Here is a 23,606-nt window from a genome sequence, read left to right as displayed (position 1 = left end):
CTACTCGTTATCATTCATACGTTTTTCGTAATCTTTGGGGGGCGGCGTCCAGCCACGCTCAACTCGGGCTTGTTCATCCAGATGTTCACTCTTCATGGCTTTTGCTATGGCAGTTTCCAACTCAATAAACAGCTCCCTAAAGTGCGTGCTGTATTTACTGTCTTCACTGTTCTTCTTCCACATCTCATAGAGTGAATCTTTATAACAAAGTTCGAGTTCACGCAGGGTGGCCTTCTTCTGTTCGGCCTTGAAGGGATGAACCCCAAGGGCTATCAGTGCTTCTTTGCCTAGTTCCAGTGCTGAGTGATAGGTTTCGCTGACGATAAAATCCGCACCGGCGTGTTTCAGTTCGAAGTGATGTCCTCTATCGAATGCACGGGCGAAAATCATCACCTTAGGATAGGTATGCTTGATGTACTTGGTCAGCTCCACGGCGCGCTCATTGTTGTCTATGGCAATAACCAACATGCTGGCATCTTCTATGCCTGCAGTGTGGAGCAGATCTGGCTGTGTGGCGTCCCCATAGAAGCTTTTAACATTGATTTTTCTTAGGTTGGCCACCTGATCGACAGATTGATCCAGCACCACAGTCTTGATTTTATTGGCGACAAGAAAGCGGTTGACCATTTGACCGAAGCGGCCCACGCCAGCGATGATCACTGTGCCTTTTTCGGTGATTTCATCGGCCTCGGGTTTGTTTTCATTCACCTCGTATCTGGGTAAGATCACCTTGTCGAACAAGATGAACAAGCCAGGGGTGAGGAACATTGACAGGGCGACGACGAGGGAGAGCATCTGGGCCAGATCGGTTGGAATAACATGGTTTTGTACCGTGTAGCTTAGGAGCACGAAGCCAAACTCACCGGCTTGAGCCAGACTCAAAGCGAACAGCCAACGGTCGCTATTCTTTATCCTAAATACCATGGCAAGCAAGAACAATACTGCAGCCTTGACCAACATGACGCCGGCAGTGATACCGAGAACCGGGCCAATGTTACTGGCCAGCACACCAAAGTCTATTCCGGCGCCAACCGTGATAAAAAATAGCCCTAATAACAGTCCCTTGAAGGGTTCGATATTGGACTCTAGCTCGTGGCGGAACTCACTGTTTGCCAGCACGACACCAGCAAGAAAGGTGCCCAGAGCCGGAGAAAGGCCGACTAAGCTCATCAGCGCTGCTATGCCTATGACTAACATGAGCGCGGTGGCGGTGAATATCTCTCTCAGTCCTGAGCTGGCCACATAGCGAAACAATGGGCGACTCAGGTAATGTCCGCCAACGACAACTGCCGCAATGGCGAGTAATACTGTGATACCGTAGGCCCAGCCGGGGAGCCCGGCGACCAGTGATAACTCCTCATGGTGCTCGGCGGCTTGGCCAACGAGTGCCTGCGCTTTTTCCACCAGTTCTGGCAGCGCAAGCAAAGGGATAAGAGCCAGCATGGGGATCACGGCAATATCCTGAAATAGCAGCACCGAGAAGGCATTCTTACCGCCCTCCGTCTTGGAGAGATTTTTCTCGCTGAACGTTTGTAATACAATAGCGGTGGATGACAGGGCGAAGATGAGACCAACAGTGAAGGCGACGCTCCAGCCCAGGCCAAAGTAGACTCCTGCTGCCATGATAATCGCTGTGGTTAAGCCGATTTGTAGCCCGCCAAGCCCCATCAATTTATTTCGCATATCCCATAGCATGCGTGGTTCGAGTTCCAGGCCAACTAAGAAAAGCATCATCACTACGCCAAATTCGGCGAAATGTTGTAGTGTGTTGGTTTCACTGCCGACCAGGCCAACGATAGGACCAATTACCACACCGGCAATGAGGTAACCCAACACAGAGCCAAGCCCTAAGCGTTTGGCCAGGGGCACGGCAATCACGGCGGCGCACAGGTAGATAAAGGCTTGAATAAAATACGCTGTCATAAAAAGTTACCTTGTCCTTAAGTTAGCGTGTTTGAGATGCTTGAGCCGTCTGCTGCATATGTGCCTGATTGAGCACGGGCAGCGAGGCGGCCTGAGACAAGTCCAGAGTGTTTGCGGCTAATGAGGTTAGCAGGGTATTAAATGCGTCAATGTGGCCGGGAATTCTTCCCTCTTCGCTGGCATTACGGCTGCTAAACAGCACGAAGGGAGCTAAGTAGCGCATACCGCTTAAGTTGGCGGTCTGTTCTATAGGGTATAACAGTTCTCGAATGGTGAAATGATTGTAGCCATCCCCCTGATAGGCCTTCTCACTACCGCCTGCAGTGGTGGCACAGAAGAAGGTCTTGCCCTTTAACGCCGTGCCATCTGTGCCATAGGCGAAGCCATACTCGAGCACCAGATCTTGCCACTGTTTGAGGATGGCGGGCGTCGAATACCAATGCAGAGGAAATAGGAAAATGATCACCTGGTGCTCGAGTAAACGTTGCTGTTCTTTGTCGATATTGATGTGAAAAGTCGGGTACTCACGATAAAGATCGATGGCGGTGACATCACTGTGCTCCAAACTGGCTTTGTACAGCAGCTTGTTGACCTCGGAACGTTCTTGAGATGGATGTGCGAATAGCACTAAGATTTTTTTTCTTTCCTCTAGCATAACTTGTCCTTGTGAGAGGGCGATGTCTCTGTGAAAAAGAGTACATGCACTATGAATTAAGTTAGCACAGGTTCGGGTATAGACATACTTAGCATTTAACTAACACGTATTAGCTGCACTGATTGTTAAGTCTATTAGATTGCTAACTAAATCAGCCCTAATTGCAGTGCTTTTAGCACGGCCTGAGTGCGGTCTCTGCTTTCGAGTTTGAGTAAGATGTTGGAGATATGATTCTTGACAGTGCCTTGGGCGAGGAAGACTGCTGCGGCGATCTCCTTGTTGGATAAACCTCCCGCCATCAGGGTGAGGATCTCTGACTCGCGGCTGCTTATCTTGATCTCGCTTAGGCTATCTATGCTTAACTGCTCTTGGTTGCTGCTGAGCTCTTGCAGCACATCGGCCTCTATCAGGTAACCGCCGCTGGCAACTCGAGTGATGGCGGAAATTAGCTTTTCTAGTGAGACATCTTTGAGCAGAAAGCCATTGGCACCTTGGGTGATGCTGGCCATCAAGAGCTCATTATCGTCGAATGTAGTAAGCATGATGATCCGTACTCGGCTGCCAGAGGCTCTTATTTGTTTGAGCATGCCTATGCCGTCTAGCTCAGGCATGCGAATGTCGCTCAGTATCAGGTCGACAGGCTGCTGGGCTAGTTTGTCTATGGCTTCTAGCCCGTTTTTCGCCTGCCAGAGTACTTGTACCTTGTCTGAAAGAGATAATAGGCTGGCGATGCCGTGCCTTACCAGCTGTTGGTCATCGATCAGGGCTAAGGTAATGGGGACTTTTTTATCGAGTTTTGCTGGCATTTTCACCTTATCTTCCATCTTAATTTCATCCATCTCTTACGTTTTAAATCTAATGTAAATGTTTGCTTATATGCCTTGCAGCTAACTGAAATCCTAATGTCAGACAGTGACTTGGGTATCGATGTCACAGCTGATATGAAGCTCTGTGTCAGAGCTTGAACGACCCCGCTCATTGAGCTTGTTCATTTTCAGCTCCACCTTGCCATCGAAGGGGGCGAGCCGCTCATTCATTCCTTTAAGGCCCGATCCCGGGATAGGTGCGCCGCTTCTCCCTTTGCCATTGTCCCTGAGAACGAGTCGCAGAGTTTGTTCCTTCTGGCTCATGGATAACCACAGAGTCTTGGCTTTACCGTGGCGAACCGCATTGCTTATCCCTTCTTGCAGAACGAGTACCAGCTCCTGAGCCAGTTCGGTTGATGTTAAGGGAAGCAAACCATCCATCTTAAGTTTGACCCCTGGAAGACGTGTCATCAATGCATTGATAGGGGCCGTCAGATCCAGCCCAACGATATCTCGCTGTTTCTTTACTACGGCTCGAATACTCGCAAGCAGCTCCTTAGACACTTGTTTACTCAACTCGACATCTGGCTTGACCTCATCTGGCACCTTATGGCTGAGGACCTCTAACTGTAATGAGAGTGCGGTGAGCTGGTGGCCCAAGATATCGTGCAAATCTCTGGCTATTCTGACTCTTTCCTGATGTTGGCTGGACTGGCTCAGTAAGGAGCGGGTGGCGATAAGTTGCTGATTGAGTTGCTCTTGCTGCATTCTGGCTTCGACTTCATTCAATCTTGCCTGACTGCTGCTGTAGGCGAATAACTGAAAGCCCATGTAGATGAGGACGGTAAATCCTGCACTGGCACTCTCGTGACTTAGGCTATGGATAAGATAGAAAGCCAGATTGATTAAGATCAGGCTGATAATTGCCAGGCGTTTACTCACTTGGCCCGGAAGTTGTGATGCCCAGATCACCAATAAGATAGGGGTGATCATGTTGGAGTCAAACACGATGAGAATTAAGGTGATTAGGGCCTGGGAATATACAACGCCAGTGATCACCTTAGGATTAAAACGGGATAAAAAGTGAGTCGAGATCAGTAGAAATAAGATCAAGAAGGTCAGGTGTCCCATCCCTGATAGCAAGAGTTCAAACTGAGTTAACGATTGACTCAAGGCCAACCAGGTCACTAAGGCCCAAGTTCCGACGCCTGCTAACTGGAGCATCATGCTCTCTTTGGTAAATTTAAGTCCATGCACTTTAGCGTTTTCCCACTCTGTTCACGATAAGAGTATTAATTATCAGGCTCTCGGTTATCTGAGTCGGAGGTTTGCCTGGAGTCATGGGAAATAAACATAACTCGTTACTTTTGGCACCTGTTTAATGATGCTGCTTTTTATAAACTGAACTCAGATTAACAACTTCAATGATGACACAAGGAAAGTCCAATGAAAAACATCATAAATAAAAGCACGTTAACCGCTAGCAGTATCGCCGCCTTAGTATCTCTGTTACTTCAGCCTCTGGCCAATGCAGATACTCTGACGGTTAACTTAGATAACATTCAAGCGCATCAGGGCAGTTTGATGGTGGCAGTTTATCAAGGAGAGGAGAGTTATAGCACTAATAAAGGCGTGGTGGCATCAACTAAAAAGGCGGTGACATCTGAGTCTCACACCCTGGTCTTTACCGACTTAGCCCCTGGCGAGTACGCCATTAAGGTGATGCATGATGAAAATGATAATGGCACCTTAGACACCAACTTCTTGGGTATTCCCAGCGAGGGATATGGTTTTAGCAACAATGGCGGCAGCTTCGGACCTGCTAGCTATGACGATGCCAAGTTCACTGTCGATGGTGATGCACAGCTAACGATTCACCTAAGATAGGAGTGGCTAGCCATGTTAAGTAGAAGAACGTTTATCGGCTCCTCACTCGCTCTTATGGCGAGCTCTGTTACAGCGTCGGTTTGGGGAGCCTCGGCAGATTCAGTGCTTTCTTTAGCTCATGATAATCATCTGACAAAACAGAAGTGGGCCATGGCGTTCGAGGGTGCGATGAGTGACTTTGCCCCTCTGCAGATGGAAACTAGTGGTTTTTGGCCAAGTGACTTAACCGGTTTTCTCTACCGCAATGGACCGTCGAAGATGAACCGGGCAGGCATGCGTTACCAGCACTGGTTCGATGGTGATGGCATGGTGCAGCAGTTTGACATAGCTCATGGAAAAGTGAGCCATAAAGGCAAGTTTATTCAGACCAAGAAGTTTAAGGCAGAAGAGAAGGCCGGCAAGTTCAGGTACCGGACTGCAGGGACTATCATTCCAGATGCGCTGCCCATTCGCAATAATGATGATATGAATGTGGCCAATACCAGTGTCATTCCATGGCGCGGCGAACTGTTAGCACTCTGGGAGGCAGGCTCTCCTTATAGAATTGACCCAAATAGCCTAGATACGCTCGGGGTGAAAAGCTTTGGGGACAAGTTCAAGCAGCTGCCTTTCTCGGCTCATCCTTTGCCCGATGGGCAAGGCGGCATGTGGAATTTCGGCAGCTGGTTTGTGGGAGGGGACAGCTCACTCTTGATGTATCAAGTCTCTAAAGAGGATGAGATCTCCCGCATCGAAGTAATAACCTTGCCTCAGGCAAGTTATATGCATGCGTTCGCACAGAGCCGAAACAAGCTTATCTTCTACATTTCCTCTTGTGTCTATGAAGAGGGACAAACTTATATCGATGCCTTTAAATGGCGACCCGAGCTGGGAGCTAAGTTGCTCATTATCGATAAGGCGGATTTCAAGTTACAGCAGTGGGTCGACCTTCCCGCCGGCTTCGCCTTTCATTTTGGCCAAGCGGTTGAACATGATAATCAGCTTGAGGTGCAAATTAGCCTCTACCCGGATGCGGGCATATTGCTCGATGGTATGACTCAACTGCTGACTGGCAAGGAGCGTGACGCTAGCACAAATGCTGAATTTGTGACTATCTCGGTAGAGTTGGAATCCCATGAGCGCTTAGCCAAACAGTTAACTAATCAGCTAGTATTGGCTTCGAAAGTCGCTAAGTTGATCCGCAGTAATATTGAGATGGAGTTTCCTCAGTTCGATACCCGCATAAGTGATTCTATGTCATCGGTATTTGGGGTCGGTGCACGTATAAATAATGCCACAGGTCTGAGCGATACCCTTCATTGTGTAACAACGACGGGTAATCAATCTTATTACTTTGGCGACAACAAGATAATAGAGGAGCCGCTGTATATTCCAGCTAAAGAGGTTGGTGAGGGCTACATCTTGATGACCTGGCTCGATTATGAAAGTAAACAGAGCGGATTATCCTTGTTCGACTCGGCGGATATCGCCAAGGGTCCCATTGCTGAGGCTAAGATGGCGAGGATACTGCCATTGGGGTTTCACGGCTGTTTTGTTTAACCTGAACCTTAGATGACTAGCCGCAATACAAGCACGGCTAGTCATCTCTGTATTTCTATCACTATCTTTTAGTTAATTGGCGATACCCGTGGCGGCTAAGTTAGATGCCGACCAAAGCGTGACACGTGAAGAACTGCTTAGGCCATTGATCATGCGGTCAACCTGATCTTGGGTAAAGTTGGCATATTGATCAGAATAAGCCATGAAGTTTTGCCAGTTGATGGCCTGTCCCATGCAGTTGAGTATGCCGCCATCGCCCGGGTTCATCTGATTGAAATAAATCCCAACTATGCTCCAGCATGGCAGTGCTCAATTTGCTAAAAGCTAACTTCATTGCTAAACCTAGTGAGTATATTGCTCAGGGAGCTATATCCAGACAAGGAGGTTTTATGCTTATTCTTACCAGAAAGCCTAATTCATCGATCACGATCACCAATGTCTATGATGAAAACGGCCAGAAACTCCAAGATATTGAGATCAATATCTATTCAGATAACCGCATTGGCATCGTTGCCGACGGATCGGTTGATATCTATCGCAGTGAGATCTTGGAGTTAGGGGATTGAACTAGACCTTAAGTTTTCTTCCTCGTTTTGGATAAACTAGACCCGTTTCGTTAGATTAGTTCCGTTGAATTAACTTTGCGGAATAAATCTCGCTAAATCAGTTATTTTGAATCGGCTTGTTTATGATGGTTAAACTCCCGTCTAACATTGGGCTGTCAATGTCTTTCCCCATAAAACACCATGAGTATTTATCCACTCACATTACTTTCTACTAGACTTAATGGGTCTTTAAGTTTAATGGATACGAGGTGTGTTATGAGTCTTTATGAGCGTCTTGGAGGGGAGCAAAAAATCGCACGGATTGCGGCAGATATATTCGATACCCATGCGACAAACCCTACCGTGGCTAGTCGTTATAAGGACAGTGACAGAGAGCAGGTGATCAAGATGGTGACCGAGTTTTTGTGTGCCGGTACCGGTGGGCCACAGGACTACACGGGAAAATCTATGCCAGAAGCTCATCGATGCATGAACATCAACGAGGCGGAATACTTAGCCGTAATCGATGACATCATGGTTGCACTAAATAAAAACGAGGTCGGGGAGCAGGAAAAACAGGAACTCTTGATGATTGCCTATTCACTCAAGGGAGAGATAATCGGCGTGTGAGCCTTTTTCTTGTATGATTAATCCTTATAAAACGCAGCGATTGGCTGCGTTTTTTTGTCTTTCATATTTAGATATACCACTAGATTAAGAGTGTTTCACAATACAGAGCACATTAGGCTATTTCAGCAAGTTGTAGAGAGCGGCAGTCCAGTCAAAGCTGAGGTTCGGTCATCTGTTTAGAAACCACTGTGTGTGCTATAGTGCCGCCCATTATTGTGTAGATGTTTGATTGAAGAGATCGAGATGACTAGAGAACTATTAAAGCGCTGCGATAGCAAGTGTGAACTGTGTGGTAGCGAGTCAAAGTTAGCGTCCTATGAGCTTCCAGACTCAAAAGGATATGGTGATGCGCGTATCATGATCTGTGACACTTGTACTGGTCAAATTCAAGATCGCAGCACCATAGACATGAATCACTGGCGTTGTCTCAATGACAGCATGTGGAGCCAAGTTCCTGCCGTTCAGGTGATGGCTTACCGTATGCTTAAGCAAATTAGCGAAGAAGCATGGGCACGTGATCTACTGGATATGCTCTATCTCGATGATGACATGCAGGCATGGGGCGACGCTGGCATCGAAGAGGTTGATGAAGATTTTATCCCTCATAGAGACAGTAATGGCGCTATTCTCGAAGCTGGTGATAACGTGGTGATCATTAAAGATCTTAACGTGAAAGGCACCACCTTTACCGCTAAGCGCGGTACTACGGTTCGTGGTATCTCACTGACAAACAATCCTGAGCACATCGAAGGGCGCGTTAGCGGTACTCGTATCGTTATTTTAACTTGCTTCGTTAAGAAAGTGCCACCAAGCGAAGAGTAACCTTTCTTCCTTAGCGTATATTTTGATATTAAGCCGCCGTTATTGCGAGATAATGGCGGCTTTTTTATGGGCCTAAAATACGTTCTCAGCCCTGACTGTGTTATAAAATAAGCAGTTGAATATTTGGCTTATTTTGATATTGGTATTACATATGCGCATCGCTTTACTTGGACTCTTGCTACTGTCTACATTCGTATGTCCGTTCGTGATGGCTGAGGATGGCTCGCCAAGCCTAGTGGGTAGTGCTAGTTGTCAGACTTGTCATCGCGAGCAATATCGAGAGTGGCAGACCAGTCATCACTTTTCCGCTATGTCTGTTGCCACACAAATCAGTGTGTTAGGTGATTTTGACAACAGCCAATTTACCTATAATGGCGTGACCTCACGCTTTTACCGTCGTGATGGTAAGTTTTATGTCACTACTGACAATGCCGAGGGTAAGTTACAAGAGTTTCATATCGGCTATACCTTCGGTGTTTATCCTTTACAGCAATATCTGATCGATTTCCCGAACGGGGCTAAGCAAGTGTTGAGCATAATCTGGGACACGCGTAGCAAGGAGGAGGGCGGCCAGCGTTGGTATCATCTGTACCCGGAGCAGCTTCACGGTATGGATGAGACTAAGATGCAGGGCGCAGCCATAGATCATACTGATCCTTTGCACTGGACTGGCAGCATGTTCAACTGGAACAGTCGCTGCGCTAGCTGTCACTCTACCGGGCTAGAGGTTAATTATGAACCTGAAAATAACAGCTTCAATACACAATGGTTTGAGATTAATGTCGGCTGTGAAGCCTGTCATGGCGCTGGAGAGCAACACCTGCAATGGGCGGCGAACTCCCAGGAGAAACCAAAGACAGGGCCGAATAAAGGCTTTCCACAGTCGATTAATAATCACGCTAAATGGGGGCATATACCAGATGCTAAATCGGCTAACAGTGATACGTATCAGACCTTTTCCAGTAGTGGCCCTGTCGCTCAAAGGCAGAAAGAGACCTGCGCCGCTTGTCACTCGAGACGCACACCGCTGCAAGCGTCTACCCCCGGCCATGATTATAATGATGACCACTTGCTCTCTCTATTAGAAAGCCCACTTTATTACGCCGATGGCCAGATGCGCGAAGAGGTCTTCGTCTGGGGCTCTTTTTTGCAGAGTAAGATGCAAGCCGCTGGGGTGACCTGTAGCAATTGTCATAATCCCCATAGTCTAAGCCTGAACATTCAAGGTAATGCACTCTGCACTCAGTGCCATAATCCCAGTGTATTCGATCAAGTTGAGCACCATCACCATGAAGGTGAGGGGGCGAAATGTGTCAATTGTCATATGCCGACTACTACCTATATGGGCGTCGATGGCAGGCAAGATCACAGTTTTAGGCTCCCCCGTCCTGCATTGGCTGAGCGGATCGGCGCGCCTAATGCCTGCAATCAGTGCCACGATGACAAGTCTAATTCGTGGGCTCAACAAACCATTGATAACTGGAATAAGGCCAGAGGTAAGCAGCCGAGTGTACATGATTTTGCCGAGGCATTTTTCGATGCAGACAGTGGAGACATCAATGCCTCTACTGAGCTGTTAAAAATAGCCTTAGATTCAGGGCAAACAGGGATAGTGAGGGGAAGCGCGATACTGCGCCATGGTCAGTTTCATAACTCCCAAAGCTTGCAAGCTACCCAATCTCTGTTACTGGACTCAGATCCCTTGGTGCGTTTAGGAGCGGTGCGCTCTATGGACGCCCTGCCTATCGGTCTTAAAGCTCGGTTGTTATTAAATCATCTCGAACAAAGCAGTAAGTCGGTGCGGGTAGAGATAGCCCGTCAACTGGCGAGTCTGCCACTAGAGCAACTGCCTAAGGCCAAGGCTAAAGTCCTGTTAGCCATGTTTGATGAGTTTATCGAGTCGGCGAAATTTAATGCCAGTGCTCCTGAGAGTCAGGTATTACTCGGCTTGTTCTATTTTGAGCGACAAGATTATGTGCTTGCCGAGCAGGCATATCGACAAGCACTTAAGATATCGCCCAGGCTAGAGAGCGCCAGGCTTAATCTTGCCGATCTGTATCGTCTGCTTGGCCAGGAGCAACAGAGCCTGGCCATGTTAAAGCAGACATTAACATGGCTACCCGACTCGGCGGCAACCAACTACGCTATGGGGCTCTGGTATGTGCGTGATGGGAATTATGCCGCGGCGCTGAATGGGTTATTAACAGCCTGTGAACTGGACCCCACTAATGGGCGCTATGCCAGTACCTACGCGTTAGGTTTAGATAAACTCAATAAGCGGCAAGATGCTAAGGCATATCTGAGCGACTGGATAAGCAAGCATGGCGCCCAGCCTCAGGTACAAGCTGTGCTTGATGCTTGGAGATGAATAAAGGGCTCATATTGAGCCCTTTATTTACAATAAAAGGTGACAAAAATAGACGACAAACTCAGGCAATCAATACGACCAAGTTAGCGAATAGGCGTCACTGAAAACTAAGCATTAGGCCCAGAAGCTGACCGTTCTCTCTATGACCCAGAAAGCTGACAGGCCGCCGATGCTATAGGCCATCAAGGTCAAGGCTTGGGAGCGAGAGTGAGCGCTAACCCATCCCTTGTTTACCCACACAAGGCATATCCTGCCGGCAATCAGTACCGCTGCTACGAAGGCCAATTGTCCCAATTCGACCCCGACATTGAAAAACAGCAGGGCGAGGGGGATGGCATTTTGCGGCAGGCCTATTTCTGCCAATGCGCCGGCGAAGCCAAAACCATGTAGCAAGCCGAAGATAAATGCCACCATCCAGGGAGCACGCTCGGCTATGCCTATTTTTCCCTTCAGACCATGAATGATCTCCACGGCTAAAAACAAGATACTCAATGCAATAACGGCTTCGACCGGCGGTAAGGCGATGCTGGCTATGCCTAATGAGGCTAATGCTAAAGTGATGCTGTGGGCCAAGGTGAAGGCGGTGATCGCGCCTATCAGCCTGCGCCTGTCTTTGATGATAAGCAACAGGGCGAATACGAACAACAAGTGATCGAAGCCAAGCAGAATATGCTCGATGCCGAGTAAGGTATAGACCTTGATGACCTCAGTATCTGATGATTCCAGGGCAGATTCTATGACGAAGCTGGTTTTAGTCGGAGTCAGTCTGGCCATCTGGGTCGAGCCATTTAAGTGTTGTACCCGGATTAGGATATCTGTGGTGGTGTTGGCCAGTTCGGCAACCGAGACGGTTTGACCCGCGAGGCCACCACTGCATTGTATCGACCAGTGTCTGATGTCGGCCGACGGCGTTTGAACCCTGTGTATGGGCGCTAGCTTAGTACAATTATTAGGAAATTCAGGGCTTAGCTTAAGCACTTGCGTCTCTTTTCTGGGCAGCTTCCAGGTGATCTTGAAGGAGGTATTATCCAGCTCGGTCAACTCCAGGTAGGCAGGCCTTATCTCGTCGGCGCGAACTAATGAGTGTTGCATGAGCAGAGGAAATACTAAAAGCAGAGTCATCAAGCACGGCTTGGTCCAGTGACTTAATCTATTTAATCGACTCGCTCTAAGCAATAGGATCAATAAGTTAATATTCTTCATACTCATTCCTATTGCACCGTCTCTGGTGATCCATCTAAACCTTGAGACTCGCTGGTGAGACTTGCCTCAAGTATTTGAGACGGTTTCATCATAATCACTATCTGGTAATTTTCTTTTAGCTTGGCATAGAGTGAGTCATTACTTCTTTCCTGCTGCTGGGCTAGCCAATAGGGTAAGACCTTGTCGTGAATGTCCGTTAGTGGGGGAAGCTTGGCATCGATACGGTCATCGATTCTGACTAAGTGTTGGCCATAGCCTGACTCTATGGGGCCCAGCCATTGGCCAACAGGCAAGGCGATAAGCTGCTCCTCGAAGCGACGACCGAAGATTCTGGCTATTTGATAATCTGCAATCTGCTCATAGTGCTGCTTGCCATTGAAACTGTCGCCTAATCCTGAGTATGCTTTTGGCTCAGCTGACTGATTGAGGTGGGTGAGTAGCGTCTCTTGGTTTGATTGACTCGCACTGTTTACATTATCTGCACTGTAAAAAATGTGGGAGAAGCTCAGGCGAACTGGAGATACAAACTTGTCCGGGTTCGCGGCGAGATAAGCGGCGAGCTCTTCATCCGATGGATCCGAGGGCACCAGAAGATCGTTGGCGATAAACTCCATCTTCTCGGCCAAACGCCTGCGTATGATAGGGTCTTCCTGGCCGAGACCTAAGGCCAGTGCCTCACGGTAATAGATCTCCTCGCGAATTTGTCGCTCAATGACCTTGAGTAACTCAGACTCGGAAGGGGGGCGATGCCATTTTTGCTGCCATTGGTTGGCGGTGCGTTGTATATCCGCTTCTGAGATGATGATGCGGTTGGGCGCTAGCTCCTCATCATTAACTAAGGCGTAGAGGCCGAATAGTGCGGCGCCAATCAAGATGAAATGAGCGAAGGGGTCGCGAATAAATTGTCTAAATACGAGTGGCATAGTACACCTTTAAAACCTAGTGTCGGGGCAAGATTTAACATGAAATGGTTTATGGGCCTAGCGCCTAAGCTAATTTAACCAGCGTCAGGCCCATATTCAACTGCTAGAGGGTTAACTTATCCCGCTGGCTTGTACCAGATGGGCGATGTCCAGGCGCGTTCCTGAATGCTGGCTTGCACGTCGTCTAGCAGAGGCTGCTTACTTCTCACCGCATCATAGGTGGTCCAACGTGGCGTTGGTATTTCTAAGACCCGAGTGTAATAAAAAGCATGCTGCTCTGGGTCAAACTCAGTGTCGGTCCAACTGCCGATAAGGGCCGTGGCTCCTATGGTATTGGTGTACTTGGCTGTTGTCAGATCGACGGTATTGCCAACTGGCGCAAGCTTGCCATCTTCACCCTTTTTACGTTTATCGGACCAGACCACATCGATAATTTTCTCATGGGTTTTCCCCTTAACATCGACCCAACCTTTAATTATCTGCACTCGGTCAAGGTTCGCGCCGTCGGGATCTTTCATCGCATGGACGGTAAAGGTCGGGGCTGCGCCAATCGAAGGCAAGTCACTGCCCATAGGGACGCCTAAATCATAGCCTTGCTGGACCAGCTCTTGACCATTCTTAGGTTTTGCTGGAAGTTCTACGCCGCCGAAGAAACGTACCTTGATGCGTGGCCCAGTAGTGGAATATGTTTCACGACTCTTCATGGCATCCCATAAGCCGCTGCGGGTATTTTGGGTAGCCCAGACGCCAGCTAAGGTGCCTATACTGAGATCTTTGCCATCGATCCAACCGACCACTGCGCCAGTTCGGCGCGATTCTACGCTGCCATCATCGGCGCCATGGGCACCGATAAAGCTGTCTTCAGCCACGGCGGAGGGCAGACCATTATGGTTATCAGTGCCGCCTATGGTGCCGTATTTAAACGGGTTAACACCGAGAGATTGTTCATAGGCGAGTCCCATTTTTAAGCCTTCGCGGACGAAGTCCTTCTTATGAAAGGTTCGGCCACTGGATTTCTGAATCGAATCGGCATTCTCAAAGTCGGCAAATTCATCCTCTGGCCAGAACTGTCTGTGAACCTCTGAGTTACCTTTAACCTGCATCATCTCCATCAAAGGTTCGAAGTGCTGGCGGGTCTGGGCATATTCGAGATCGATAGGTTTGCCCTCGGCATCGACACTGGGGAACATCATGCCCTTACTGGCGTTTGAGTTATGAGGAATGGCCAGCAGCTGCATGCCCTTGGCTTCTTGCTGGGCCATCCACTGCCATAATCCATCTTCGCGGTTAGTATCGATATAGCTGATGGGAGCGTCGGGTACCTGAGCACCACGGAATATCACGTTTCTGTGCAGGTTGCCTCCTTGAGGCGCGCCGCTCCACTCGAAGGCTTTAAGGGCGGTAAATTTACCGGGTTTGTTATATCTGTCCGCCGTCTCCTGCATGATTTTCCAGGCACTCTTTACCGATTCTGGACCGGTGAAGAATGGCGGGTGAGCGGGGTTCGCACCGCGGTTACTGGAGATCACATATTTCATAAACCAGGCTTCACGGTCCTTGATATCTGTCATGCCGCGTAGCTCTTTGAGTAGCTCTTGATCGTGGCCTTCGGCGCCCTCAGTCAGGTTAGTATACATTTCACCGATATATTCGGCGTGATCGGTCACTGCGATGAAGTCCAGCGGGCGATGACGTTTAAGGTCTCGGCCCATCAGGTTAACAGTTTCGCCCTGAGCATAGCGGTAGGCGTCTTCATGGGTTAAGCGTGTGCCACCGAGATAGGCATCCAGTGAGAAAGCTGTGTGCATATGGGTCTCACCGAAATACACATCCTTAGTGGGATTGACGGCCACAGACTGATCTGCGCCGCTTGTCTCTTGTTTGGACTCTTGATTAACAGCCGTAGTGCTAACGGTCTGGGTTGATTGCGCGGCGGCGCTCTGTGTTTCTTCACTCTTCTGAGGCGAGCAGGCACTCAAGGTCGCGGCGATAGTCATGCCCAAGAGTGTCGGCATTAAAATAGACTTGTTCATCTGGCTATTCCTTTAGTTTTTAGACAAATAGAAATTAATGTTTAAAGTTACTGATCCGCAGTTTTATCTCTTCTTTCTGGGCTTTATCTTTCAGGCGGTAGATATGCTTGATGCGAAACTTGATTCTAGGCTCAGCTGCGGTAGACACTGAATCGAATCCAGCCTCGACCTTACCCATAGTTGAAGTGATCAAGAGTGCCTGGGCAAACTTTAAATCATTATTGGGTCCATCTAAGATAAGTAGATATGACTCTCTGGGCCTATTGTCGACAATCACAGAGCGGTTATCCACGCTGCTCCAGCCATCCATCCTGAAGTTATCTATGGAGTTAACCTCTTCGAGATCCGGGAACACATATTGAGCTGCCTTAGTTTGCGACTCTTCAGTGCTGGCGCAGCCAGTGAGTAGCAAAGAAAGTGATATTAAGATAAGTGTTAGGTATTTCATATTCGATCCTCAAATTATCGTTTCACGAGTTAAAAGCCATCAAGTTATAAGCCAACGTCCTTCGGTGGGTACTTCTTAAAGGTTGCGGCGTGAGCCTTAGACTCGGCGCCCATGGAGCCCAGCCAGGCATTGCGTCTGTGTCCTACTGGGTATTGCTCCTTGGGGTCGATATACAGGTTAAATAACCAGGGAGCGAGACCGATATCCTTGATGGTCGCCATATCGATATTGAGGAACTGGGAGTCTGTGGTGATCACCTTGAAGTGGATCTTGTACTCGTTCATGCGCATGGCGAGAAAGTCTTTCTGGCTCCAGATAAACACCTTGTCACGCATTGATTTACCGTTATTGGCTAATAAGAATGCGGTCTGATCTATGCCATCGATATATTTGTCGCTGGGGATTTTATCCGAAACACCGGCCAGGGCGACCGAAGTGTTGAAGATATCCATCAGGTCGAACAGGCCATCGCTGACTTGGCCGGGTGTGATCATGTCCTTCCAGTAGGCAATGCCGGGAATACGCACCGCGCCTTCCCACCCCGTGCCCTTGCCGCCGCGAAACGGAGTGTAACCCGCATCGGGCCAGCTATCGCTCTGTGGTCCATTATCCGAGGTGAAGAAGATTAAGGTGTTCTCAAGTTGACCCGATTCACGCAGGGCCTCGACGATTTCACCCACATAGGCATCGACCTCCACCACGGCATCCTTGAAGGCATACTTGCTGGCGCTGGCACCTTCGAACGCCTTAGGGGGATGATTGTCCGCGTGGGTCTTCATAAAGGAGTGCTGCAGATAGAAAGGTTTATCTCCCTTCGCCAGGGCTTTAATCTTATTGACGGTGAACTCCTTGAGCAGACGGTCGGCGTTGGCCATATCGTCTATGCTCCTGATGGGAGTCAGATCTTCGGTTTTTCCATTCTTGAAGCCATGGACCAGGCCCTGACTCTGCTCAATGGATTGATACTTAGCAAATTTCGCTTTATCCAGCACCAGATCCGGGTAGCGACGTTTGTCGTAGGCCTGAACGTATTCCTTCTGGGCCCGGTAATAGCCATAGAACTCATCGAAACCTACATCTTGCGGGCGCATGCCCACAGCTTCCCCCACATGCCATTTACCGGTCAATATGGTTTCATAACCTGCATCACTCATCAGCTTGGCCGAGGTGACTTCATCGTCCCAAGGGTTAGCGGTGAGCTTATCTCCAGCTAAAATAGGGCGATAGAGGCCAGTTCTGACCGGGAGTCGTCCGGTGATCATCGCCGAGCGTGTCGGGGTACAAGTGGTTTGCGAATAGGTGGAGGTGAGCTTGAGTCCTCCTTGAGCCAGCGCATCGATATTGGGTGTCGCGGCGCCTATGGCCACTCCGCCACCGAAGGCGCCGACATCGCCATAGCCTAAATCATCCACCATTAGGATTAATACATTGGGTCGCTTGCCGGTTTTCAGCTTCAGGGCGGCAAGTTTCTCGTCGGCTTGTTTCTGCTGCTCGGGGCGAGGTACTGCGGCCTCCATGTTTTGCTTAAATTTCTTGGCGTCGCTCAGTGCCGATACGGCTTCTGCCGACACCATAGTCGGTATCGAGAAGCAGGTTAGCGCCATCATGGGCAGCAATATTCTAGCTTGCATCTTCATGTATCTCTCCCTGTTAATTATGTATTCCGTTAACTGGTGTTACTTTTAAATGGTTCAAACTTTGCACTTATAGGTTCAAGTCTTATTTAATAAATCGTTCAAGACTGCTCCATTTTTTGGCAAATCACTGTCGGCGAAGCGACAATTACAAGATTGATGGAAATATCAGTTTGGCCGTCAAGCGGACAGTAGCCTCAGGGGTGCTCAAGGCACTGTCGGCAAAATTATACTCGTATTGAGCACTAAACTGCACCGGCAGCTTGCCGAACTTATGCAGCTTGGCGACTTTGAATCCCAGTGGTAAGTTGCTCCACTCGCCTTGTTCCCAGTCATAAGTGGCTGTCATCTCGGATACCCCCATAGACCAGCCTTTACCTATAGACAGGCTGAGCAGAGGTTGCAGGATACTGACGTTAATATCTTCGCGGTTATCTTCTCCTGCGATAGTGAAGATATTTTGATTGAATAGTCCCCATAAGAGATGACTCTCGTGAACCACAAAACCTATGGCCGGGCCGATGCCCCATTTTTCTGCACCTCTATGCTCTCCGCCAGTAGGCAGTAGGGCGACGGCACCTACCGCCCAGCGTCCCCAGTCTTTATCGAAAGTGGCCAGATCGAACAAGGTGATGTCCGACAAGCCAGAGTCTTGAAATGGACTTGAGGTGATGATAGGGGCGGTAATGCGCATGATGTGGGATTGTTCGCCTATTTTAAAAGGCATGGCAGAGCGCAGCACAAAGTTGTTGGCGCTTTCATTATCTATATTATGGTAACTCTGTGTATACCAGTCGGATAGCTGCAGCGACATCAAGCTGGCGGTGGGATCGTCTGCCGCCTGCTCTAAGGATTGCTCGGCCTGAGCTGGTGCCTGTGCAAGCACCATCAGAGTACAAAGGGCGGATATGGCCTTACCCGCATATTTCTTAATATCCATATTCACAATTCCTGCCCATTATCTAGCTTATTCGGCTTAACAAAATGGGTTAAGTGAGGCTAAACCAACTTAATCTTAATCAGAACTTAGCTAAGATCTTGAAGAAAATGGTATCGCCCTTGGCGCGTCTGTTGGTGTCGAACTCGTGTAGCCATTTGAGTTCGGCGACAATATCGGTATTGCCCGTTTTTGCCGAATAGAAAAGAGTCGGGCCACCACCTATGCTACGGGCCTTAAAGTCACCATACTTAGCCCCGCTACCACTATCACCTGAGATCTGTTGATACCAAAAGGCAGTTGCGCCGAATCCTGCCACACCGCCAAACATGGGCAAATGTTGAATGAAGGTGGACTCGATATGTGCCTGATTGCCAGACTTATAATCTGTGGCGCTGTTGGTCTGGTTAAAAGTGATACCGCCGTAAGTAGAAAATTCTCTGCCTGTCTTCGGGCTTAAATAAATCAGTGATGCCGTGGGCTCAAAACTCCAGAAGTTTTTACCTGTATTGGCCAGCCTGCCGACTTCGTAATTCCCTGTAGGTGCGTAGGCGCTGATGCGAAAGTTAGTGTTTAGCTCTGGGGTTATGGTGTAGTTGAGCATGAGTGGCATCAGTATGATATCGCCAATGCCGGAGACGCTACTAGACTTTCTAGCGCCAATGCTCTTGCTTACGTCACTGACACTGGCAGTCACATCTATGGTTACATAGGGGATGGTGGTACTCATGGCGTAGCTCCAACCTTTGGCAAACTCCACCGGTGGGCGCCAGAGTAAGGTAAGGCCAAGAGCCTGAGACTCTACGTCCACTTCGGTAGCGGCAAGCCCTGCAATAGGCACTACAACATCTTTATCGAAGCTGCCAGAATAGGTGAGGTAGTTGATACGAGCAATAACCGTCTCGGTTGCCGGTACTCCATCAATAGAAGAGGCCATCGACCCTGGCATATAGTGGCCGCTGCCACCCTCTTCGGCGTGAGCTAAGGAAGAACAAGCTATTGAAGTGAATAGCATGATATGACCGAGTTGTTGCCTATTGATGTGCTTGGAGTGTGTTTGAATACTCATGAGGTTCCCTGTCATCTACTCGACGTCGCTTACCTAACGTCATTGATTCCATGTTGTTTTTTGAACGATAAATTTAATTTTACTATCGACATCTTGTATCAGGTTAACTGTCTATATAAGAACGAAAAACAACCTGTAAAATTCATCTTGTTAGTTTGTTGTTTTTCAGGTGTTAATTATTTAAAGGTAACAGTTTTTATTTATTAGAGGAAGTGAATGTTTTTCTGTATTTTTAAAGAGCTAATGATGTGTTTATTTGAGAAGGATTGACGTCGGCAGTGTCTAAATAAATCTATGATAACAGCACAATAGGAAATAAGTTGGTACATGATTACTGGTGTTTATCGGTGTGGGGAATATTGGGCTGGATACCCAAAAGTGTATAAATAGGATGTTACTTACCAGCCAGACTTCAATGGTGATTTTTATGCTTTGAGTGAATACATATACAAAGAATTATAGCCTGCTAGTGACCACTAGCAGGCTTAGCAAGGATTAAGAAATCTTGTTTTTTACCTCTTCAATGGCCGCTTTTAGCCCTTCAGGGTCAAAGCCTTTGATGATCTTGATATTTTCTATCGTTGGATTGACCGATGGCATCACAATCAGGGCTGGCGTTCCTTGAAAGCCAAGGCGCGAAAACAGTTGGAAGTTAGCCTTGATACTGTCAGTGCCTTGCTCGTTTAGCCTAAAGTCAGCAACCACCACCCCAGCCTTTTCAGCTTGAGTGTTAATATCCTTCTGGGTTAACTTGCCTTCATTTTTTCCGGTAGCAAAAAGATTGTCATGGAAGATGGCGTAGGCTTTACTTCCTTTTTGCTCAAAGATCCATTGCCCCATTTGTGCAGCATACCCCGATGACTCCCAGCGCCTGGAAAATATAGGGGTTTCTTTAAAAACAAATTTCACATCGGCATTGTCTTCAACAAGTTGTTTCACTTCGGGGGCAATCTTTGAGCAAAATACACATTGATAATCAAAGAATTCAATCACACTGACTTGTGCATCTTTAGGACCAATAAAGGGGGTTTTAACATCTTGAGTCAATTGTTTCGCCATCACTTTAGCGGCTTCAACAGACTGTTTATCTATTGCTGCTTGTTTTTGTTGGTTTAGCTTCTCAGAGGCTTTTAGTAGAAACTCAGGGTGCTGGACTAGGTAGTCGCTGGCTATTTGCCCTAATTGTTCCTGCTGTTCTGGATTGAGGTTACTTAAATCTAATTTATTGGCGTCACAGCCACTTACTGCAAGTGCAATAAATATCGGGATCAGGACTTGTTTCATTTTTTAGCCTTCATGATTGGGCCTTCAAAGGTCGAAGTTATATGTTTGACCAAAATAAAGTTTATGCGCGAGCTATAAAAGTTAATCTTTGATCATCTTAGCTTGATGAATCGTTTATTCAGCTCTATTTTCCCTGTTTAGGACTCTACTATTTTAGTATTTCTTTTATTAACATAGGTGAGTGGCCTCTTTCCCATAGGTTCGACATTAGCTTCAGGTTTTTGTTACTGGATTTGAAGAACATTTCGTATGCACCGCATAGATAATTATGGCCAGGCTCGCCATTTTCATTGATGGTAAATCTATGCTTAGGACAACCTCCATAGCAGGCAAATTTAAATTCACATTGCTGGCATTTTTTAGTCAGTGATGAGGATTTACTCTTGCCAAATGCAAGGTTAGAGGAAGATTCATTCATTGCTTTAATGCTAGTCTCATGAATATTACCTAATTTGTATTCAGGGTAGACATAGTGATCGCAAGCGTAGAGATCGCCATTTGCTTCTAACGCAAAATTACTTCCACAGCGCGGTGCAAAAACACAAATGATAGCAGGCATTTTTGCCCATGCAGCGAACGCTTGTTCAAAAGTTTGTATATAGACAGTACCGATATCATGCTTGATCCATTCGGTGAATATCTCCGCGAGAAATTTGCCAAACTCCTGTGGTTTGACAGACCAAGACGTCACTGTCGATGCTAGGTTAGACTGGGGGCTGATAAGGTACAAACCATTTTCATCTGCTTGATTTGATATGCGTTCGACCAGGGGGATAAATTGAATATTATTGCTGCCAATCGATTTTAAGTAATGGTAAAGCTTCAATGGGGATTTAACGTTGAAATCACTCACAACCGTTAAGGTGTTAAATTCAACTTGGTGTTCTTGCAATAATAATATGGCTTCTAGCACTCTTGCATGAGTCGGTTTTCCTGAACGAGTGAGACGGTATTTATCATGCATCTCTTCGGGCCCATCTATAGATATTCCGATCAGAAAGTCATTTTTTTTGAAGAATGAACACCAGGCATTGTCTAAGAGTATTCCGTTAGTTTGCATGGTATGGCTTACAGTCTTTTCTCTGGCATGTTTATCTACAAACAGCATCGCCGCTTTAAAAAAGTCTAATCCTAGTAGCGTGGGCTCACCGCCTTGCCAAGCGATCACAACCTCTGCTCCATGTTGAGCGTCGATCTGCTGCTTAATGAACGCTTCAACAGTGGCTAAGTTCATCTTCCAATTCAGCTTTCTATTTGGGTATAGATGTTCTTTTTCCAAATAAAAACAATAGGTACAATCCAGGTTGCAGATTGATCCTGATGGTTTTGCCATTACATGACAACTTATTGGCAGGAAATCATTCATATTAATATCTCAAATAAAAACACCGCCTAAATAATTAGGAGGTGTTTTTATTTTTAACCTTGTCTTTTTTTCATTATGGAGTCTGTTTCGATATCTTTCTTATATAGCTTGAACTTTTCCATCAATGATTTCTGTATTTCATCTTGTTTACCGATTTGGTTCCACACTTCGTATTTATCAACTTTTAGGTTAAATAAATATTTTGGTTGCTCGTCTCGGTCTAAGATCAATTTCCAATCGCCGACGCGTATAGCCCATTCATTAACTGCATCATCTTGAAAAGGCATGTCAATAGTCCAAATCATTGGCTTCGTTCTTTCTATCGTTTTACCTGAGAATGTAGGGACAATAGACTGGCCATCGAGTGTTCTATCAGAGGGAAGATCAAAATGCATTAATTGAGCAAGTGTAGGTAGAATATCTAATCCATATACTGGCTCATCGGACACCTGACCAGACTTTATGGATTTGTATTTGAATATAGCAGGTACACGTATCCCACCCTCAAGCAGGTTATCTTTTCGGCCGCGGAATCCTCCTGTCTCTCCAGCCATATTGAGTTCCCAAGGCTTTCTAGCCTCTCGGGTTACTGGGCCATTATCACTGGTAAAAATAATGATGGTGTTATCTTCCTCACCCATCTGCTTAATTTTATCGACAACCCTGCCTAACTGCTCATCCATAAAAGTGACATTGGCATAATATTCACCTTGTCCTCGATAGGGGAGATTTTTCCAATCAAAATAGAAAGCGTCTGGATTCTTCTGTGCAAAATCAGAACGATAGTCTGAATACATATTCAAAATTCTGTCCGGAGAGGCTATTGGGGTATGTACTTCAGAATAGGGAATGTACAGGAAGAAGGGCTGTTCCCCATTCTGTTCATCCAAGTAATTAACTACCTCATCGGTGACAAGTTCGGCACTGAACTTAGATGTTGCACCTACAGCTTTACCATTACGCCAAAAGTTATCGGGATACAATTTACCGTTTCTGAAACCATTTTGGGGCTTAGCATTTTTTACTTTTTGATTATCGGCGAAGGCACCAGGAATGATAAAACTATACTCAAAGCCCATATCATCGACTTGAGGGTGATCTTTCATTTCTATGCCACCATTGAGGTGCACCTTTCCCATGATCGCAGTGTCGTACCCCTTATCTTGCAATATATTTGCGATAGTGATTTCATTTTCACCAAGGTGTATGTTTTTGCCATGGGGGATCCAAGATCGAATTCCTGTTCTGTATGGGGTTCGGCCTGTGAGCATGCCCGCCCTGGAAGGCGAGCACAGAGGAGCCGGTGAGTAATATTGAGTATATTTAATCCCTGCTTCAGCTAATTTATCGATATTTGGCGTTTTTAATATTGGGTGCCCATAACTGCCTAAGTCACCATAGCCTAAATCATCTACATAAAAGATAACTAAGTTGGGTTGATCTTCGTTTGTCTGCTCCTCAGCAAGGGCTATATTTCCCCCAAGTAGTGACATACCGATTAAAGTTGTAATTAATGATTTTTTAAATTTCATTT

The 23,606-nt window shown here is 47.2% G+C and carries 21 protein-coding genes; 6 read left to right on the top strand and 15 right to left on the bottom strand.

Going from position 1 to position 23,606, the window contains the following annotated elements:
- The 4 genes from FS373_RS07945 to FS373_RS07930 all read right to left on the bottom strand — a co-directional run bounded on the left by FS373_RS07945 (window position 1) and on the right by FS373_RS07930 (window position 4,641).
- Window positions 1-1,923 (bottom strand): monovalent cation:proton antiporter-2 (CPA2) family protein, encoded by a 1,923-nt coding sequence (locus FS373_RS07945; RefSeq protein WP_144045539.1) that lies wholly within the window; start codon window positions 1,921-1,923, stop codon window positions 1-3.
- Between the two features lie 22 nt (window positions 1,924-1,945).
- Entirely contained in the window at window positions 1,946-2,578 is a 633-nt protein-coding gene (locus tag FS373_RS07940; RefSeq protein ID WP_152829225.1) for an NAD(P)H-dependent oxidoreductase, read from the bottom strand.
- Between the two features lie 146 nt (window positions 2,579-2,724).
- Window positions 2,725-3,384 carry a response regulator gene (locus FS373_RS07935; RefSeq protein WP_152829323.1) on the bottom strand — a complete coding sequence of 220 codons (660 nt, stop codon included), beginning with the start codon at window positions 3,382-3,384 and terminating at the stop codon, window positions 2,725-2,727.
- A gap of 99 nt (window positions 3,385-3,483) precedes the next feature.
- Complete coding sequence (locus FS373_RS07930; RefSeq protein ID WP_322619465.1) at window positions 3,484-4,641, bottom strand: sensor histidine kinase; 1,158 nt, start codon at window positions 4,639-4,641, stop codon at window positions 3,484-3,486.
- 189 nt (window positions 4,642-4,830) lie between these two features.
- On the opposite strand from FS373_RS07930, the gene FS373_RS07925 reads away from it, so the two are divergent.
- Window positions 4,831-5,271 carry a DUF2141 domain-containing protein gene (locus FS373_RS07925; RefSeq protein ID WP_144045541.1) on the top strand — a complete coding sequence of 147 codons (441 nt, stop codon included), beginning with the start codon at window positions 4,831-4,833 and terminating at the stop codon, window positions 5,269-5,271.
- 12 nt (window positions 5,272-5,283) lie between these two features.
- Complete coding sequence (locus tag FS373_RS07920) at window positions 5,284-6,810, top strand: carotenoid oxygenase family protein (protein WP_144045542.1); 1,527 nt, start codon at window positions 5,284-5,286, stop codon at window positions 6,808-6,810.
- 72 nt (window positions 6,811-6,882) lie between these two features.
- On the opposite strand, the gene FS373_RS07915 is transcribed toward FS373_RS07920, so the two are convergent.
- Window positions 6,883-7,077 (bottom strand): M43 family zinc metalloprotease, encoded by a 195-nt coding sequence (locus tag FS373_RS07915; RefSeq protein ID WP_227992609.1) that lies wholly within the window; start codon window positions 7,075-7,077, stop codon window positions 6,883-6,885.
- A 122-nt stretch (window positions 7,078-7,199) separates the two neighbouring features.
- Here FS373_RS07915 and FS373_RS07910 point away from each other — a divergent pair, with 122 nt between their 5' ends.
- The 4 genes from FS373_RS07910 to FS373_RS07895 all read left to right on the top strand — a co-directional run bounded on the left by FS373_RS07910 (window position 7,200) and on the right by FS373_RS07895 (window position 11,175).
- Entirely contained in the window at window positions 7,200-7,376 is a 177-nt protein-coding gene (locus tag FS373_RS07910; RefSeq protein WP_144045543.1) for a carbon storage regulator, read from the top strand.
- 255 nt (window positions 7,377-7,631) lie between these two features.
- A complete protein-coding gene (locus tag FS373_RS07905; protein WP_144045544.1) occupies window positions 7,632-7,985 on the top strand; it encodes a group I truncated hemoglobin in 354 nt (117 codons plus the stop codon).
- Between the two features lie 243 nt (window positions 7,986-8,228).
- Entirely contained in the window at window positions 8,229-8,807 is a 579-nt protein-coding gene (locus FS373_RS07900; protein WP_144045545.1) for a PhnA domain-containing protein, read from the top strand.
- A 151-nt stretch (window positions 8,808-8,958) separates the two neighbouring features.
- Window positions 8,959-11,175: an ammonia-forming cytochrome c nitrite reductase subunit c552 gene (locus FS373_RS07895; protein ID WP_152829224.1), complete on the top strand. Its 2,217-nt coding sequence runs from the start codon at window positions 8,959-8,961 to the stop codon at window positions 11,173-11,175.
- 114 nt (window positions 11,176-11,289) lie between these two features.
- Here the strand turns inward: FS373_RS07895 and FS373_RS07890 are convergent, their stop codons facing one another.
- From FS373_RS07890 to FS373_RS07845, 10 genes are all read right to left on the bottom strand, one after another.
- Window positions 11,290-12,378 (bottom strand): HupE/UreJ family protein, encoded by a 1,089-nt coding sequence (locus tag FS373_RS07890; RefSeq protein ID WP_221937480.1) that lies wholly within the window; start codon window positions 12,376-12,378, stop codon window positions 11,290-11,292.
- 8 nt (window positions 12,379-12,386) lie between these two features.
- Window positions 12,387-13,301 (bottom strand): peptidyl-prolyl cis-trans isomerase, encoded by a 915-nt coding sequence (locus tag FS373_RS07885; RefSeq protein WP_144045547.1) that lies wholly within the window; start codon window positions 13,299-13,301, stop codon window positions 12,387-12,389.
- A 116-nt stretch (window positions 13,302-13,417) separates the two neighbouring features.
- Complete coding sequence (locus tag FS373_RS07880; RefSeq protein WP_227992607.1) at window positions 13,418-15,334, bottom strand: DUF3604 domain-containing protein; 1,917 nt, start codon at window positions 15,332-15,334, stop codon at window positions 13,418-13,420.
- Window positions 15,335-15,368: 34 nt separating this feature from the next.
- Window positions 15,369-15,782, bottom strand: a complete 414-nt coding sequence (locus tag FS373_RS07875; protein WP_152829223.1) for a DUF6491 family protein — start codon at window positions 15,780-15,782, stop codon at window positions 15,369-15,371.
- Window positions 15,783-15,826: 44 nt separating this feature from the next.
- Window positions 15,827-17,419 carry an arylsulfatase gene (locus tag FS373_RS07870; protein ID WP_227992602.1) on the bottom strand — a complete coding sequence of 531 codons (1,593 nt, stop codon included), beginning with the start codon at window positions 17,417-17,419 and terminating at the stop codon, window positions 15,827-15,829.
- 145 nt (window positions 17,420-17,564) lie between these two features.
- Entirely contained in the window at window positions 17,565-18,356 is a 792-nt protein-coding gene (locus FS373_RS07865; RefSeq protein WP_144045549.1) for a hypothetical protein, read from the bottom strand.
- Between the two features lie 79 nt (window positions 18,357-18,435).
- Window positions 18,436-19,422, bottom strand: coding sequence for a SphA family protein (locus FS373_RS07860; RefSeq protein WP_227992601.1), 987 nt, complete (start codon window positions 19,420-19,422; stop codon window positions 18,436-18,438).
- 495 nt (window positions 19,423-19,917) lie between these two features.
- Complete coding sequence (locus tag FS373_RS07855) at window positions 19,918-20,706, bottom strand: thioredoxin domain-containing protein (protein WP_152829222.1); 789 nt, start codon at window positions 20,704-20,706, stop codon at window positions 19,918-19,920.
- A 148-nt stretch (window positions 20,707-20,854) separates the two neighbouring features.
- Window positions 20,855-22,039, bottom strand: coding sequence for an anaerobic sulfatase maturase (locus FS373_RS07850; RefSeq protein WP_227992599.1), 1,185 nt, complete (start codon window positions 22,037-22,039; stop codon window positions 20,855-20,857).
- Between the two features lie 86 nt (window positions 22,040-22,125).
- The gene (locus tag FS373_RS07845) at window positions 22,126-23,604 is read right to left on the bottom strand and encodes a sulfatase (protein WP_152829220.1); all 1,479 of its coding nucleotides are present in this window, start codon (window positions 23,602-23,604) and stop codon (window positions 22,126-22,128) included.
- Window positions 23,605-23,606: the final 2 nt, after the last annotated feature.

It is taken from the genome of Shewanella sp. YLB-07 (assembly GCF_009377275.1).
Note: the sequence above shows the minus strand (reverse complement) of the source record. Positions and strands in the feature narration are given on the sequence as shown.